This is a genomic window from Bacillus sp. HNG, from assembly GCF_003400205.1.
Lineage (GTDB): Bacteria > Bacillota > Bacilli > Bacillales > Bacillaceae_L > Ferdinandcohnia.
Map to the genome: position 1 here is coordinate 622,551 of NZ_QUQV01000002.1, position 15,641 is coordinate 638,191.

Here is a 15,641-nt window from a genome sequence, read left to right on the forward strand (position 1 = left end):
ATCTCAACTTTCTTAACGAGTAATCATCATTTAGCTTTGTGCCTTCTTCATAAATTCCTCAAAATCAGCAATACTTGGGTTTGCTATATAATGTCCACCTTCAACTTGAATGGTTTGTCCAGTAATAAACTTTGCTTCATCTGAAGCTAAGAATACAACTGTGTTCCCGATATCTTCCGGCTCTCCGTGATATGGCAACGCATTAAATTTCGCAAAAATATCCAACACCTCAGGTGACATGTTATTTCTAGCAGCAGGTGTTAAAATTAAACCTGGCGCAACCGCGTTACAGCGAATTTTGTTTTTCCCATATTGAGTAGCAATGTATTTCGTAAGATTTACTACACCCGCTTTTGATGCTCCATATGCAGAACGGATGGAGTCGCTGAAAAACCCAGCCATCGATGCTGTATTAATAATAGAGCCACCACCAGCTTTAATCATGTGTGGAACTGCAAATCTTGTTCCAAGCAATACGCTCTTTAAGTTCAAATTCATGAGACGATCCCACTCATCAAGATCCATGTTCACAATATCCAAATCTTTTCTTAGATTAGTAGAACCCACATTGTTGTAAAGAACATTGATAGTACCATATTCCTTGACGGTAAATTCAACAGCCTCCATGATCGAGATTTCATCACCGGCGTCAAGAAAAATCCCGACAGCCTCACCACCATTAGACTTTATTTCTTGTGCTGCTTCCCTTGCTCCATCTACATTAAAATCAGCAATAACAACTTTGGCACCTTCTTTTGCTAATAATGTCGCAGATGATAATCCAATACCTGAAGCGCCACCTGTTACTAACGCAACTTTATCCGTTACTCTCCCCATATTCGAAACCCCTTTCAAAATAATGTTCATCGTTAAATATTTAGATATCTAACAATTAAGCAACTAAATACTAGCAGAATCGTTTCTACTTTGCAACCACAAACTTTAGTATTTTTGGTATACATTGGCACTGGTCAGATTCAAAAAAAAATCATTGCAATACACTAAAAAGAGAGGTGAAGCTCAGAGCTTCACCTCTCATATTTAAACCAATCCGCCTTTTCCATATTTACAAATGGGATATCCGTGTCCACTTCCCCTTCGATTTTTGTAATCGGGAAGTCAGTCCCATTTACCCATTCACCAAAGTTTAAAATAGTAGGATCCTGATCTCCGCCAAGCGCACACCAGGCTTCTAGCTTATCAGGAAAGTAAGCAGATGTATGAATGGTTCCTGCCCAGCTCCCATAGAGCTTAGAAAAAACTCCTTTATCTGTATCATTTAATAGACGAAACGCATCAAACCCATTTAGATGCATTTTTTCTTCAATCGCCTGCAGTCTTTTATTCGAATCATCAAGGACGCGACGATTTTCTTCGGTTAAGATTTTAAAATGATTGGTGCAGGTGTATCCTTGCCTTACCTCGACTCTTCTTGGCGAAGTTTCCACGATAAAGGGCATCTCACACCTGGAGTCGAATAAAACATAGCTAAAAGAACCTCGATGTGGAATGTCCTTCAACATCTGAACAGCTTCTTCAACATTAGCGCATAGTTCGAGAATCAGTCTTCCAATCATATGACAAATGAATCCGTTCCCCGGGCGCTTTCGGTTCATAAAGGTATATCCCATCGATAACCCCTTATCGTTCATCCCATCCGACCGACCGGTAATCTTTTGAGTTAAACCGAGGGTTGCATTCCCTCGGTCTGACGGCTGAAAAACAACAAGGCGCCCATCATAGGTCTTTGGATGATAATCATAATTACGGATCATGTAATTATCGCCGACTATAATCGAACACCCTGAAGGCTTAATGTTAACCCTATACCCTCCAAATTCCATCAATACCTTTTCCATTGACCATTCCAAAGCATCCTGAAGCCCCAAAAACTCTTCCCACATAAACGGGGACAAACGTTCAAATACCTTTTTCGTCTCATCAGGATTGATTCGAAATAAAGGTCTCCTTACCTTCCATTGCTGCTCCCGATTCTTCACCAAAAAAGAATCCTTCAGAAGCTTTCCCTGCATATGACCAAAATCATAATGACTTCCCCGAAACTGAATCACATCAGCAAATATCCTCTTCATAAAATCCTCCTCGGGACATAGGGACAGGTTCCTTGTCCCTTCAATGCCTTTTTCCATTTATGTACCATAGATATTTTCTCATTTATCTCCCGAAACGTAAAATAGACCAAACCATAAGGCTTGGTCTATTCGTGGAAATGCTTTTTATGTTCTGCTTGTTTCAGGAACAACTTCTCGATCAGGCTTGAATAGAAGACTTAGGCTGTATAAGCCACTTAAGCCCACTAAACTATAAATAATCCTGGACAAGATTGAATCCTGACCTCCAAAGATTGCGGCTACCAGATCAAATTGAAAGAAACCGATAAGCCCCCAATTAATTGCCCCAATAATTACTAAAGCAAGCGCAAAACGTTGTAATCCACTCATCATTATCGCTCCTCTTATATTTAGTAATTTTAGGTTTTACAATTAAAATTTAAAATATACATGCAAGAGGTCAGATTTGTTCCTTTATCCCAAAATTAATTCCATTTTTAATAAAAGGAATGGCTGATTTTATCATTTCCTCTGGGCTAATCGAATCCGGATTTCTTCTCCATTCGGCGGAAGCCCCGTACATTCCCCAACTCAGCATGATAGCCGTTACTTTTAGAGAATTTTCATCATCTGTAGGATGCTGCTCTTTTAACATTTTATAAAAAATAACTTCAAGCTGGTCCCGAATAATTCGGGCAATTGTATCCTCATATCCTCGATGGCATCGATTTGATAAGGAAAGCTGAAAGTTCGTAATTGCTTTAAAGATGCCAATAAACGTTTCTTCATTCAATACGCTTTGTTGGAAGGACCCGCTATCCAAATTAATTAACAGAACCTCGGATAAAACTTTATCGAGCAGATCATAAATATCTTCAAAGTGATAATAAAATGTGGCCCGATTGATCATCGCTTCGGTCGTAATGTCTTTAATCGTAATGTCCTTAAATTCCTTTTTACTGGAAAGTTCAATAAAAGAATCCATAATAAGTTTTCGTGTTCGCAGTACTCGGGGGTCAGTTTTTTCTTCTGTCATTTCGCTCGTCCCTCCTACTTTTTCAACAATTTCGCAAATGTGTTGGATATCCAACATATCAACTAATCTATTGGTATGTATGCTTCCCATTATCCACTAAAATGAAAGTACAAAGCAAACAGAATGCTTATGGGACGCAGGGAAAGGATCCCTGTCACACCACAAAAAAATAAAAAGTGAGGGATTTCAAATGACAAACAACAATTTAATGTGTGATTTAGAAACAGGTGTATGTGGAGTAGCAGGAGATGAAGAAATGGAGATAATTGATTTGAACGAACCTACAAAGACAATCGATCTTTACTATGTAACAGATCCAATCTGCTCACATTGCTGGGCACTTGAACCTACTTTCCGCCGGTTCAAAGAACAATATGGACATTATTTCAATTTCCACACTGTTTTAGGGGGATTACTTGAGAAATGGCATGGTGGACCAGTTGATCCGGCAAATGGAATCTTTGGACCTGCAGACGTAGCTGGGCACTGGAGAGAAGTTGGCGAATATTCACGTATGCCAATTGATGGATCATTGATGATTGACAATCCTGTTCAATCTTCCTTTCCGCCATCTCGTGTATACAAGGTAATTCAAAAAAATCATGGTGATGACAAAGCAAATGAGTATTTACGCATTGCTAGAGAAGAGCTATTTGCTTTTAATAAGAACATCGCTGAAAAGTCCGTGATGATTGAAAATGTAAATAGCTTAGGGCTAGACGGAGAAGCAATCGTAGAAGAAGCAGAATCTGAAGTTGGTCAACAATTATTACACGAAGACTTTGCTCTCTCAACAAAACTTGGGGCCAGAGGCTTTCCAACAATTATCATGGTGAATGAAGAAAATAAAGGTGTTAAAATTGTGGGCAGCCGTTCGTTGGACTACTATGTATCTGGACTATCTAAAATGATAGGTGAAGAAGAACCACAAGCAAAACAGCAGCCGGCTTTATCTAAATTACTTGAAAAGGAACTTCTTTTTGCTAAAGAAATTGAAGTTATGTACGATTTAGAACCATCTGAACTGCAAGCCTTTGTTGATAAGCAATTAAAACCAGAGACTTATGAAGAAAAAGAACTTCTTGGTGAAAAATACTTTGTAAAAAAATAGAGTGGGACAGAGGGACAGGTACACTGTCCCTCATTCTTATATGTTGGGACGAGGGACCTGTCCCCGTGTCCCACTAATATGCCCTTTTTCCACTGATGGTTCCCTCCATCGACACTGGTGCATTCATGTCAACAAAGAATAAAACAACTGTTGAATCCGCTACTGGAGTTATGGCAGGTAGAGGCTCTTCTAAATCCGTAATAGCTTCCATTTTTTTAATCTGAAGGTCCCCAACAGTTAACTCACCATCCAAGACATATAAGAATGGTTGCAACCCTTGATAGACAGGGACATCTAATTGCTCTCCTTGCTTGGGATGTGCATCAAGAATATAGACATTTTGTCTAACTTTCAGTGGCGCCTGACTTTCTTCAGGTCCTACCATCAGATACCAGCCCCGATTTCGTATTGGCTTTTCATGAAATTGAATAATTGGTTCAAGATTGGTTTCATGAGGTCGAACAAAAATCTGCAGCATTTCGACTTGATCATTTTTCACTTTTTCCTCATGCCAAAAGCTCCGACCCGCGTTCATCATCATTAAGTGACCTGACGTAATCGATGCTTCTAAACCTGCTGAATCCTTGTGATGCATTGTACCATGCCATACATAGCTCAGAATCTCATCGTTTACATGCTCATGCATCTTAATTGTTAATCCTTTTTTCATCACAGCATGATCGATAATACTTAATGGGCCGAACGTAAAATCTTCATTCTCCTCTAAAATATCACCCGGCTGTATTCGTGTAATTGTAAATGGCCCCTTGTATGGTTGCCAATGCTTTTGTGCAGAAAGTTTTTGTAACATGGTTGGCCACCCTTTGTGCTTTTTGTATATTATAACAAACCCTACTTATCGTTACTTGTTCAAGACCTTTACCATACATATAATAAAAATAATTAATAAATTTTTTACCCCGTATCTTTTCATACCCTTTTATTCGTTTATAAAGTAGAGACGCGCTGAAGGAGTGATTGTTTTGCATAGTAAGCTTTGGAATGGTTCACAGGATTTTAGAGAACAGCAGGAATTTTTTACTGAGGAACAGCTTCATGAAGTCTATCCGATATTACGACGATATTGCCAGTTTATATCCCAAAACAGCTGGGATGGGGAAGATCTCGTCCAGGAATCCTTGGTTAAGGCTTGGAAGCATTATAGGCACCACCCTACAATCTCTGCAGCCTTAATAAATAAAATTGCCAAAAATGTATGGATAGACACGGTGCGAAAACGAAGCAAAGAGTCACTTGATGGTATTCCTGATGATGGATATGATGAGTCCGTACAAATTGAAGAGCGCTTTGAGGCTGTACAACAGCTTATTAATAAGCTAACACCGAAGCAAGCTGTGATATTTGTTTTAAAAGAAGGGTTTCAATTTCAACTATCTGAAATAGCTAAGCTATTAAATACAAATGAAACTGCTGTTAAAGCCGCGATTTATCGTGCAAAACAGAAAATGGAGAAGAAAGAAGAGATTCCACTTATCGAACAATATTGGACAGAGGAAGATCGAGAGCAAATTCAAAAAGTACTACATGAATCTTTAAACACTCAAGATCCAACCATATTAATCAGGACGATACCTTCTATCCGTTCTTTATCCAAACATACAAATCCGACTTGTACTATGCAAAAATCACGTCTCTTCAAATCTCCTTCAAGCGCTGTCTCTATGGCTGCATAATAAGATGCAAGCGAATAAGGAGGAAAACAATATGAGTACGATACCTTATGTAATTGAACAATCGAGTCGTGGGGAACGATCGTATGATATTTACTCGAGGTTATTAAAGGATCGCATTATTTTGATTGGCGATGAAATAAATGATGCTGTTGCTAATAGTATAGTTGCACAGCTATTGTTTTTAGCAGCGGATGATCCAGAAAAAGATATTTCTCTTTATATCAACAGTCCCGGAGGCTCAACATCTGCTGGTTTTGCCATTTTTGATACAATGCAATATATCAAACCAGATATTAGGACCATTTGCACAGGTATGGCTGCATCCTTTGGTACCATGCTTTTGCTAGCCGGAACAAAAGGGAAAAGGTTTGCCCTCCCAAATAGTGAAATCATGATCCATCAACCCCTAGGCGGAGCACGCGGCCAGGCAACTGAAATCGAAATTTCCGCAAAACGCATCCTTAAGCTTCGAGAACATACCAATCAAATCATTGCAGAACGTACCGGTCAACCTGTTGAGAAGGTAGCAAAAGATACCGATCGAGACTATTATATGAGTGCTGAAGAAGCAAAGGAATACGGGATTATTGATGAAATAATTAAATAACCGTTTTTCTGCTTTCGCAATGGAAAAGAATGCAAGTAACGAAAATCACCCCTTTTTACACGAATAAATTTTCCTTTAATAAATTGAAAAAGCGAATAACCATTTCAAATGGTTTTCGCTTTTTCCCTTAAGACTTAGTAATTATGCTACTTTTTTCGTTTTTAGATTTAATATGGTTAAACCTTGGAAACCCGATTAATATGGCAATAATCCCACATACAAATAGAGCAATTGGATAATAGGAATATGGAAGAATGCTAATTGGTGAAATGGATGCTAACCCTGATGCTACAAGCATTTGACCTCCATATGGAACAAGTCCCTGCCAACTACTAGAGAATATATCAAGGATACTTGCAGATTTTCGTGGATCAATTTGAAATTCATCCACAATATTCTTAGCTAACGGACCCGTAATAATAATAGAGATCGTGTTGTTTGCAGTAGCTAGATCTGTTGCACTAACCAAACCTGCAATGCCGAGCTCAGCACCTTTTTTCGTTTTAATTCTACTCGTTACAAAGTTTAGAAGCCACTGTATACCACCATTATGCTGGATAATCCCAATCATCCCACCAATTAATACTGCAACAATCGCCAAATCCTCCATACCTATGATGCCTTGGGAAACAGCCTTAATAAACCCGGTCATTGTATATGAACCATCAATAGCACCTACGATTCCTGCAAAAATGGTCCCACCTAATAAGACAATTAGTACATTAACCCCTACTAATGCTGCTAGTAGGACGGCAACATATGGAACTACTTTAATAAAATCATAGGAGTAATTTCCCAAAGCTTCGGCATTGTTCCCAGAAGTAACGAACCAAAGAATAATAGCAGTAACGATAACCCCAGGTAAAACAATTAAAAAATTCGTTTTAAATTTATCACTCATTTTCGTATGTTGAGTTCGAACAGCTGCAATTGTCGTATCAGAAATCATTGAGAGGTTGTCACCAAACATTGCCCCACCTATCACTGTTCCCATCGCTAACGCCATTGGTATTCCTGTTTGCTCTGCAATACCAATCCCAATTGGAGCAAGCGCAGCAACCGTTCCCATTGATGTTCCCATTGATATGGAAATGAAACAACCCACTATAAATAGCCCAACCATTAATAAATTACTAGGTATGAAGGTTAACCCCATATTCACCGTAGACTCTACAGCCCCCATGCCTTTGGCAGTTTCAGCAAATGCCCCAGCTAAAATAAAGATAACCACCATTAGCATAATATTGGGGTGTCCAGCACCTTTCGTAAATATATCAATTTTCGTTGAAAATTTTTCCTTCCTATTCATCACCAATGCAATAGCAGAACTTATAATAATGGCAACATTTAATGGCATATTTGAAAAATCGCCGGAAATAACTCCTGTTCCAACAAACAATAAAACAAAAATGAGTAATGGAAACAACGCAGAGAGGCTTCCTTTTTTAACATCCGTCAATTCTAACACTTCCTTTCATATGAATCAGTGCATCGTCATTCCACCCGTAACATTAATCCCTTGACCTGTCATATAATCTGAGTATGTTGAGGCTAAAAACACAACCACATTGGCGATATCTTGAGGTTCCGCCGTTCTGCCTAGCGGAACCTGAGAATGGTCCTCCTGCCTGATTAAATCGGCCGTAAGTCCTCTTAATTCACCGCCTATTACTCTTTCTTTATGCTTCATGGCGGTTTCTACAATACCAGGACAAACCGCGTTCACATTGATTCCATCCTGAGCCAATTCAATGGCCATTGTTTTGGTAAGGCCTAGAACAGCATGTTTGGAAGCAACATAGCTTCCCATTAAGCGGTACCCATTTTTACCCGCTTGCGAGGAAATATTGATAATCTTTCCACCTTGCCCTTGTTCTTTTTGGATTCTTGCTACAGCTTTACTAAACAGGTAGACTCCTTTTGCGTTAACGTCCATCACTTGGTCCCAGTCTTCTTCTTTTATATCAATCGCATAATCCATTTTAGAAACTCCTGCGTTATTCACTAAAATATCTAAGCGTCCAAAATGCTTTGCTACCTCTTGAACCGCTTTTTCAACCTGTTCACTTTTTGTAACGTCTGCCTGAAAGTAAACTAACTGATCATTGGGAATTTCCGAGATGATTTCCCTATCCACTACAGCTACTTTTGCTCCACAGTCCAAAAAAGCGTCCACAATTGCCTTTCCGATTCCTTGAGCACCACCCGTTACAATCGCTACTTTTCCTGTTAAATCCATACAATACATTCTGTATTCCCCCATACTCGCGCCCAAAAGTATTCCCATATAATTACTTGGTTTTATTCTCAAAAAGGGATGTAGGGACAGACACTGTCCCTACACCTTCAATCAATTGGTCGAGGATTCTTCGTTCCTTATCCCCAAATCTCTTTTGAAATGTCTACGATATACTTTAATTTTGCCCACTGCTCTTCTTCCGTTAAAATATTACCATGGTGAGTGGATGCAAAACCACATTGTGGGCTGATACATAAGTTTTCAAGTGGTACAAATTGTGATGCTTCTTTTACGCGCGCGATGATATTTTCTTTCGATTCTAATTCTCCACGCTTTGATGTAAATACACCTAGAACCACGCGAGGACCATCATTTGGGATAAACTCTAATGGAGTGAAGTCCCCAGAACGATCGTCATCATACTCTAGGAAAAAGCCATCTACTTTTTCTTTCGCAAACAGGGTAGGAGCAATTTTTGCATAGCTACCTTCGAATGCCCAGTTAGAGCGGTAATTTCCACGGCAAAGGTGAGTTGTAATTGTTAAATCTTCTGGCTTGCCTTCTAGTACGCCATTTGCTACTTTTAACGCTAATTCAATTAATTCTTCACGAGTAGAACCACTATCATTAAAAGGAATTTCCGGTGCATTCAGGCCTGCTATGTACACATCATCTAGCTGTAGGTAACGGCAGCCTGCCTCGTAAAATGCTTTAATTGCATCACGATAGGTTTGAATAATATCATTTGCGTACTCTTCAAGGGTCGGATAGATTTCCTTGTTGCGAATCCCAGCATTGAAAAGTTGATTTGGACTTGGAATCGTTTGTTTTGCAATCGCACGGTCACCCACGATTTCTTTGAATTCAATAAAGTCTTTCACATGTGGGTGGTCAGGGTTAAATGAAATTTTCCCAATCACACGCACGTCATAAGCTTCTGTTTCTTCCCCCTTGAATTTAAATCCATGTTCCGGAACATAGCCTTCTACTCCATTTAAGTGCTCTAAGAAATCTGTATGCCAAAATCTGCGGCGAAATTCCCCATCTGTAACGGCTTGTAAGCCAATTTCAATTTGTTTATCAACAATCTTTTTAATTTCTTCTGTTTCAATTTCATGAAGTTCCTGTGCTGTAATGGTTCCTGCTTGAAAATCCTTTCTAGCCTGATGAATTCTTTCTGGACGTAATAAACTTCCTACATGATCTGCGCGAAATGGTGCTTTTACTAATGTTGTTGTCATTTTATATTTCTCTCCTTTTATTAATCTATCATTATCTCAGGGACGCTGCAGTTTCCTTATTCAAAGAACCGTCCTACCTATGGCAAAATAGCAAATGAACGTACCGGAAACCCAGTTCCTTTTTCCGGCTTAGGACAAATATTAAATATGACTGACCCTTTTGCCGGCACTTTATCAAGGTTAGTTAATAATTCTACTTGAAATGTATCTTGTTCGAGAACATAATATTCACCAATTAATGAACCATTTTCCCTAAAATCAATAGCTGCATCTGTATCAAACGTTTCATGGCCAACAGCTTTAATATTTCTTTCCTCAAATAAAAACTTTAGTGCCTCTATTCCCCAACCTGGAGCGTGACTATTGCCATCAGAATCTTTATTTTCAAATGCCTCTTTGTTTGGCCAGCGCTTGCTCCAATCCGTTCTCAATGCAACAAAGGTACCTGCTTCAATTTCTCCATGTTCTTCTTCAAACTTCAGAATGTCATCAACACTTAAACTAAAATCATGATTCTCTTCTGCTTCCTTTGACTTATCAATTACAACAAGGGGGAGAACAAGTTCCTTTAACTCTAATTCCTCTAAATAACGTTGATTAGGAACAAAATGAATGGGTGCATCAATATGCGTTCCGTACTGTCCTGGAAAAGTAAAACTTTGTGCAAAAAAGCCATCCTCATGTGTAAAAAGTGTTTTAAATTCAGCATCATTAAAAGCTGAGAAATGGGGAGAATCCGGACCAAACGTATGTGTAAGATCAACCCATTCTTTACTTTTCAGGATCTTAAATGCCTTTAATAATTCATTTTCAGTTCTTACTGTCGACATACAATCACCTCAATTTATAATGGATATGCAAAAAACCCTCTTCTTGAAAATAAGAAGAGGGTTGAAAAGACAAATGAAAGTGCCGCTCTTCTTATCTTCAAGCTTCTTGCTACTGGAATTGGCACAGTACTTTACCTAGTCTGTTGCCGAGGCTTCAAAGGGCCAGTCCCTCCACCTCTCTGGATAAGAAAATTTCAAAATATTTAATTATGATATAACTTTACCTCAAAAAAATAAATTGTCAATACACAATTTTCAATCAAATCAAAATGATGAAATCTTGGGACGAGGAACCTGTCCCTTCGACCCATCGAAAAAAAAGCAGCTGTCAAACCCTCACTTTACCGAATCGGATTCGAGGGCTGACGTCCGCTTTCTATGATTTTCGCTTCTTTTTCCAATTCATCTCACTAATAAAAGTCGACCCCAATATTAATACTCCCCCCACCATTTGGACCAAATTCATACTTTCATTCAATATGATAGCCGCCATAATTACAGCGGAAATAGGATCGATATAGCTTAATACCGCGATTGTTTGTCCCTTTAATTTTTTTAACACCGAAAAATAGAGAAGGTATGCGACTCCAGTATGGACAATTCCTACAATCAATAACAGACTAATAGATTGAAGGTCCAAACCTGAGTAAATCAAATTTTGCGTTCCCAGAACATACGGGAACAATATAATGGAAGCCGTCAAAAGCTGCATAATGGTCGTTTCAAAATCTGATAGACCCTTGATAAATTTATTGATAAGAATAACACTTGTGTACAAAGCCGCAGCTAATAAACCATACATAATTCCAACAGGATGATTATATGCTCCAACAACAGTTTCACTCCCTGGATTAACAACCAAAAGGAAACCTACAAATGCAAGTGTAATACCTAGCCCCTTCATCCAAGTCCATTTTTCCTTTAATAAAAATGGCGCCAAAATCATCACAAACACCGGGGCAAAATAATAGCTAAGAGTGGCGTTTGCAATTGTTGTATACCGATATGACTCAAATAAAAAAATCCAATTAAAGCCTAATGCTGCCCCCGATAAAAGGAGTAAGATTAGGTTCTTCTTTGACGTTTTGAATGAAAACCTCTGCTTAACTAGAAAACTAGCACCAATTAAAAACAAACTACCAAATGCTCCCCTAAACAAAGCAATTTCGCTGGAGGACAAATCAATATTCTTCACAAACAATCCAATACTACCAAAAATCAGCATCACAATAATAAAAATAAACTTTGCCTTCATAATCCTTCTCCTAGTAGGTCATGGGAACTCTTTTTCCCAATAAAAATTCGGGACAATGTACCTGTCCCTCCGTCCCATTTTAATGCAAAAAACAGAAGACCTCAATAACGAGGTCTTCTGCTTTCATCATGTTAGATTGCTTTTTTTGTATTGTCTGTCTTTTGTTCGTCTTTACCTGTGTCTAAGAAGTTTAATAATTCCTCAACTTCAGGTGATACGGTAACACCTCTACGCTTGTTGATGTAACCTCCCGCAAAGAATACGATTGTAGTTACGATTAATGGGAAAGCAGTTTCAACATCAGTAGGGATAATATCGGTTAATTGAGTGATAGCAAAACCAACGATACCCGCTACGATAGAATAAATGGCTACTTTTCCATTGCTGTATTTAAACTTAGAGAATAAACCAAATAGTAAAGGTACTGCCATTGGACCAACTAATGCTGAGAACCAAGTTATTACGAGACCAAGTACACCACCAAAATGTTGTTGGTTAATACCAACAATCATGGTAATAACGGTAAACATAATCGTTAAACCACGTGCAACCCAAAGAGATTTTTTATCAACATTTTCTTTCATTTCTTTAAATTTCTTATTTAGAACTGGTAAGATATCACGTTGAACAACTGCTGTTAAAGCGTTAATATCAGATACGGTCATACCCATTGTACTTGCAAACATTGATGCTAAAACTAGTCCAACTAAACCAGCAGGTAAGAATGTTGTCGTTAACATTGGATATAATTGTTGAGCTGGATCACTTAAATCACTAAAAATTAATGGAGCCGCTACCATTGGTAAGAAAATTAACAACGGCCATACAAAGTAAAGAACTGCTGAAAGTCTTGCTGCTTTCTTTGAATTTTCACCATCTGGTGTTGAGATAAATCTTGCTGCAAGGTTCCAGTTACCACCGTTATAATCAAAGAATTTAACGAATAAGAACAAGAATACCCATAGTGGAGTATAAGAACCATTAAATGGACTTGCATGACCATCTGGTAGATCTCCCCACATAGTAAATACGGAACCAAGACCACCAAGTTGGCTGAAAACGCCCACAAAAATGACGATACCAGCGATTAATTGTACAAGGAATTGAACAAAGTCAGTAATTAAGTCAGCCCAAAGTCCGCCAATTGTTACATAGATTAAAGAAACTGAACCTGATAAAAGAATACCTAACCAAATTGGAAGGCCAGTGAAACCAGCTAATAAAATACCCATTGATGCCCATTTTGCACCGATATCTAGAAGCTTAATTAATACCCCAGTCCAAGCTGTTACTTGTTGGGCTGGTAATCCGAAACGAATTGCCATGTACTCAGTTGGAGATTGAATTCCTAACTTTTGACGGAGTCTTGGCCATCTTGGTGCGATAAATTTCGCCCCAACGATTAACCCAATTCCGATTGTAACTGCCCACCAGAAATAAATCGTAATACCATATGAATAGGCAATTGCTGCATATGCTACGAACACTACCCCACTGTGACCAGATACGTGGTGAGAAACCCCAGAAAGCCACCAAGGAACCTTCCCTCCACCAACGAAGAAGTCACTTGAACTATTATTTGCTTTATAACTAAAAATCCCGATTCCGATCATGACTAGGAAAAACGCACCTAATACAATCCAATCTAATGTTGCCATAATTATCTCATCTCCTATTTCTACTAATCTGTTATTCTAGGACCAAATATTCTTAATGCCTTTAAAGGTTGATCTCCTTCATTTCGAAGCGTAAAACCGCTTACCTTAGCGGGAATAAAAAATTGATCTCCGATGTTAAATGATTGACGATATCCTTCTGAACCAATTGAACCGCTTCCAGAAAGAATATACAGACCAGAAAATACACCATCATTGGTTATATCGATTTCACTTTCGACTTCAACTAGTGTCATCTTAAAATAAGGTGTTTGTTGATAACCAATTAATTCAATTTCGCGATTATCCCTGACTTCTGTTCTAACGAAAGGCCTCACATACCATTTTTCAAGAGTTTCCTCTTGTGTATAGGTATCATAATTGAAGCAATCAAACATTTTTTCGAAGCCAATGCCTTGGTGACACATAAAATCATCAATTTCAAATCCTGTTGGCGATACCTTTTCGATGCGAATTGTAAGATCAGTCGGCTCTTGAATTTCGACTAATAGACATCCTGAACCAATTGCATGTGGTGTACCACCTTCAATTAAAAATGTATCTCCGGGTTTGACATCGTATTTGTGCAGACAATTTAGCATTCCTTCTATATCCTGGTTTTCAAATAAGCTTTCCCAAAGCTCTCTTGTAACACCAGGTTTAAATCCAAGGTATACATATGGAGGTTCACCATTAATTTCTCTTCCTCCTATGATGTGCCAGCACTCTGTTTTTCCATAAGCAGAATTAAATAATTCCTTTGCCTTATCCCGATTCGGATGTACCTGAACCGTTAACCTTTCAGCAGAATCAATAATTTTTGCGAGAACTCCTGTATTGTTTCCGAATTTCTCAAAGTGACTTTCCCCCAAAAACTCGGCAGCGTTTTCATTAATGAGACTTTTTAAGGATACATCTATATCTGGAAGATCCACTTTGCTTAAGCCTTCATCAACGATATGTTCACGTCCGACATTTCTGGCAGAAACGATTGACATCAGCCATTCTTCGGGAAAGTGGTTATCATCTTGATCTGCAACCCCATGTAACTCTTCTATCAATTTCCCTCCCACATAAGTCCGCCATGCCCTGGCCGGTGCTAATTTCAAAGGAAAATCTCCGTATAATGTTGGTAAAGACTTATTCATAAGCAATACCCTCTTTACTGAATTTGCTGTATTCATTATTTTTAGTTTCACTAATATGCAACCGTTAACATACTAGTATATTAGTATTCTAGCATTATTTATTTTTTTTGCAATACCTTTTTTAAGCGATTTCAAAAATTATTTTATTATAACAAAATCACAGAGTTAGCTTGTTAATTTTTGGAGATAATAAAGCTGAATAGTATAAGGAGGGCCACAATGATTTACATCTATAATGATTATGCTGGGACACATAGCACCGCATTAGCAGCAGCCTATCATTTAAATAAGCTACCTACCGACCGGAAGCTAACAAAAGATGAAATTTTGCATGTAGATTATTTTAATAAACTAACCCAGAAGGATTTCGGGAAATTTTTCCTTCACGGCATTGATGAGGATGGTCATCCCGTCTATTCGATTGGTCGTAAAAGGAGTAAATTTTTCGTACCCGCTCTTAAACAATTAAGTACAATCCTTCAAGAAAGATACGGACAAAAAGAAAAAATCATTTTTTCGAATACATCCCCAACGGTTCCGCTTGCCATGACAATGGGTGGATTTTTCTCAAGAGGGATTCACATTGACTTTATTGGTGTTCCTCTTCTTGTGATAGGCGCAAAGCAAGCATGTGATACGATTCAGCACTTGGTTGAACATACAAAGCAAACTGCAAAGTCCTCTAGTGAGGATATTGTGATATTGGATAATAAAAACTTTAAATAAAAACACTCACAAAGCTTTAGTAAAAAA

Annotated in this window: 16 protein-coding genes and 1 riboswitch; of the genes, 4 read left to right on the forward strand and 12 right to left on the reverse strand. The window is 38.3% G+C overall.

The window, feature by feature from the left end; genetic code table 11:
- Positions 1 to 30 precede the first annotated feature (30 nt).
- The 4 genes from DZB84_RS06390 to DZB84_RS06405 all read right to left on the reverse strand — a co-directional run bounded on the left by DZB84_RS06390 (position 31) and on the right by DZB84_RS06405 (position 3,108).
- On the reverse strand, positions 31 to 837 hold the full coding sequence (locus DZB84_RS06390; RefSeq protein WP_116351417.1) for an SDR family NAD(P)-dependent oxidoreductase: 807 nt from the start codon (positions 835 to 837) through the stop codon (positions 31 to 33).
- Positions 838 to 1,028: 191 nt separating this feature from the next.
- Complete coding sequence (locus tag DZB84_RS06395) at positions 1,029 to 2,093, reverse strand: C45 family autoproteolytic acyltransferase/hydrolase (RefSeq protein WP_116351418.1); 1,065 nt, start codon at positions 2,091 to 2,093, stop codon at positions 1,029 to 1,031.
- Positions 2,094 to 2,237: 144 nt separating this feature from the next.
- Complete coding sequence (locus tag DZB84_RS06400; RefSeq protein WP_116351490.1) at positions 2,238 to 2,462, reverse strand: DUF378 domain-containing protein; 225 nt, start codon at positions 2,460 to 2,462, stop codon at positions 2,238 to 2,240.
- A 70-nt stretch (positions 2,463 to 2,532) separates the two neighbouring features.
- The gene (locus DZB84_RS06405) at positions 2,533 to 3,108 is read right to left on the reverse strand and encodes a TetR/AcrR family transcriptional regulator (protein WP_116351419.1); all 576 of its coding nucleotides are present in this window, start codon (positions 3,106 to 3,108) and stop codon (positions 2,533 to 2,535) included.
- A gap of 190 nt (positions 3,109 to 3,298) precedes the next feature.
- On the opposite strand from DZB84_RS06405, the gene DZB84_RS06410 reads away from it, so the two are divergent.
- Positions 3,299 to 4,219 (forward strand): DsbA family protein, encoded by a 921-nt coding sequence (locus DZB84_RS06410; RefSeq protein ID WP_116351420.1) that lies wholly within the window; start codon positions 3,299 to 3,301, stop codon positions 4,217 to 4,219.
- Between the two features lie 73 nt (positions 4,220 to 4,292).
- Here the strand turns inward: DZB84_RS06410 and DZB84_RS06415 are convergent, their stop codons facing one another.
- The gene (locus DZB84_RS06415) at positions 4,293 to 5,030 is read right to left on the reverse strand and encodes a pirin family protein (RefSeq protein ID WP_116351421.1); all 738 of its coding nucleotides are present in this window, start codon (positions 5,028 to 5,030) and stop codon (positions 4,293 to 4,295) included.
- 172 nt (positions 5,031 to 5,202) lie between these two features.
- On the opposite strand from DZB84_RS06415, the gene DZB84_RS06420 reads away from it, so the two are divergent.
- Positions 5,203 to 5,913, forward strand: coding sequence for an RNA polymerase sigma factor (locus DZB84_RS06420; protein WP_189655166.1), 711 nt, complete (start codon positions 5,203 to 5,205; stop codon positions 5,911 to 5,913).
- Between the two features lie 4 nt (positions 5,914 to 5,917).
- Positions 5,918 to 6,520 (forward strand): ATP-dependent Clp endopeptidase proteolytic subunit ClpP, encoded by a 603-nt coding sequence (gene clpP, locus DZB84_RS06425; RefSeq protein ID WP_116351423.1) that lies wholly within the window; start codon positions 5,918 to 5,920, stop codon positions 6,518 to 6,520.
- Positions 6,521 to 6,647: 127 nt separating this feature from the next.
- Here clpP and DZB84_RS06430 read toward each other — a convergent pair whose 3' ends face one another.
- The 7 genes from DZB84_RS06430 to DZB84_RS06460 all read right to left on the reverse strand — a co-directional run bounded on the left by DZB84_RS06430 (position 6,648) and on the right by DZB84_RS06460 (position 14,888).
- On the reverse strand, positions 6,648 to 7,979 hold the full coding sequence (locus DZB84_RS06430) for a Na+/H+ antiporter NhaC family protein (RefSeq protein WP_116351424.1): 1,332 nt from the start codon (positions 7,977 to 7,979) through the stop codon (positions 6,648 to 6,650).
- Positions 7,980 to 8,003: 24 nt separating this feature from the next.
- Positions 8,004 to 8,768: an SDR family NAD(P)-dependent oxidoreductase gene (locus DZB84_RS06435; RefSeq protein ID WP_116351425.1), complete on the reverse strand. Its 765-nt coding sequence runs from the start codon at positions 8,766 to 8,768 to the stop codon at positions 8,004 to 8,006.
- Between the two features lie 128 nt (positions 8,769 to 8,896).
- Positions 8,897 to 10,000 (reverse strand): 5-methyltetrahydropteroyltriglutamate--homocysteine S-methyltransferase, encoded by a 1,104-nt coding sequence (locus tag DZB84_RS06440; RefSeq protein ID WP_116351426.1) that lies wholly within the window; start codon positions 9,998 to 10,000, stop codon positions 8,897 to 8,899.
- A 77-nt stretch (positions 10,001 to 10,077) separates the two neighbouring features.
- Positions 10,078 to 10,830 (reverse strand): cyclase family protein, encoded by a 753-nt coding sequence (locus tag DZB84_RS06445; RefSeq protein WP_116351427.1) that lies wholly within the window; start codon positions 10,828 to 10,830, stop codon positions 10,078 to 10,080.
- An 88-nt stretch (positions 10,831 to 10,918) separates the two neighbouring features.
- A riboswitch (SAM riboswitch) is annotated at positions 10,919 to 11,020 on the reverse strand.
- Between the two features lie 186 nt (positions 11,021 to 11,206).
- Complete coding sequence (locus DZB84_RS06450; RefSeq protein WP_116351428.1) at positions 11,207 to 12,085, reverse strand: DMT family transporter; 879 nt, start codon at positions 12,083 to 12,085, stop codon at positions 11,207 to 11,209.
- Positions 12,086 to 12,216: 131 nt separating this feature from the next.
- Positions 12,217 to 13,743 (reverse strand): sodium:solute symporter family protein, encoded by a 1,527-nt coding sequence (locus DZB84_RS06455; protein ID WP_116351429.1) that lies wholly within the window; start codon positions 13,741 to 13,743, stop codon positions 12,217 to 12,219.
- Between the two features lie 23 nt (positions 13,744 to 13,766).
- Positions 13,767 to 14,888: a type I phosphomannose isomerase catalytic subunit gene (locus tag DZB84_RS06460; protein WP_116351430.1), complete on the reverse strand. Its 1,122-nt coding sequence runs from the start codon at positions 14,886 to 14,888 to the stop codon at positions 13,767 to 13,769.
- Positions 14,889 to 15,107: 219 nt separating this feature from the next.
- Between DZB84_RS06460 and DZB84_RS06465 the strand changes: the two genes are divergently transcribed.
- Positions 15,108 to 15,614, forward strand: coding sequence for a DUF3189 family protein (locus DZB84_RS06465; protein ID WP_116351431.1), 507 nt, complete (start codon positions 15,108 to 15,110; stop codon positions 15,612 to 15,614).
- Positions 15,615 to 15,641 lie beyond the last annotated feature (27 nt).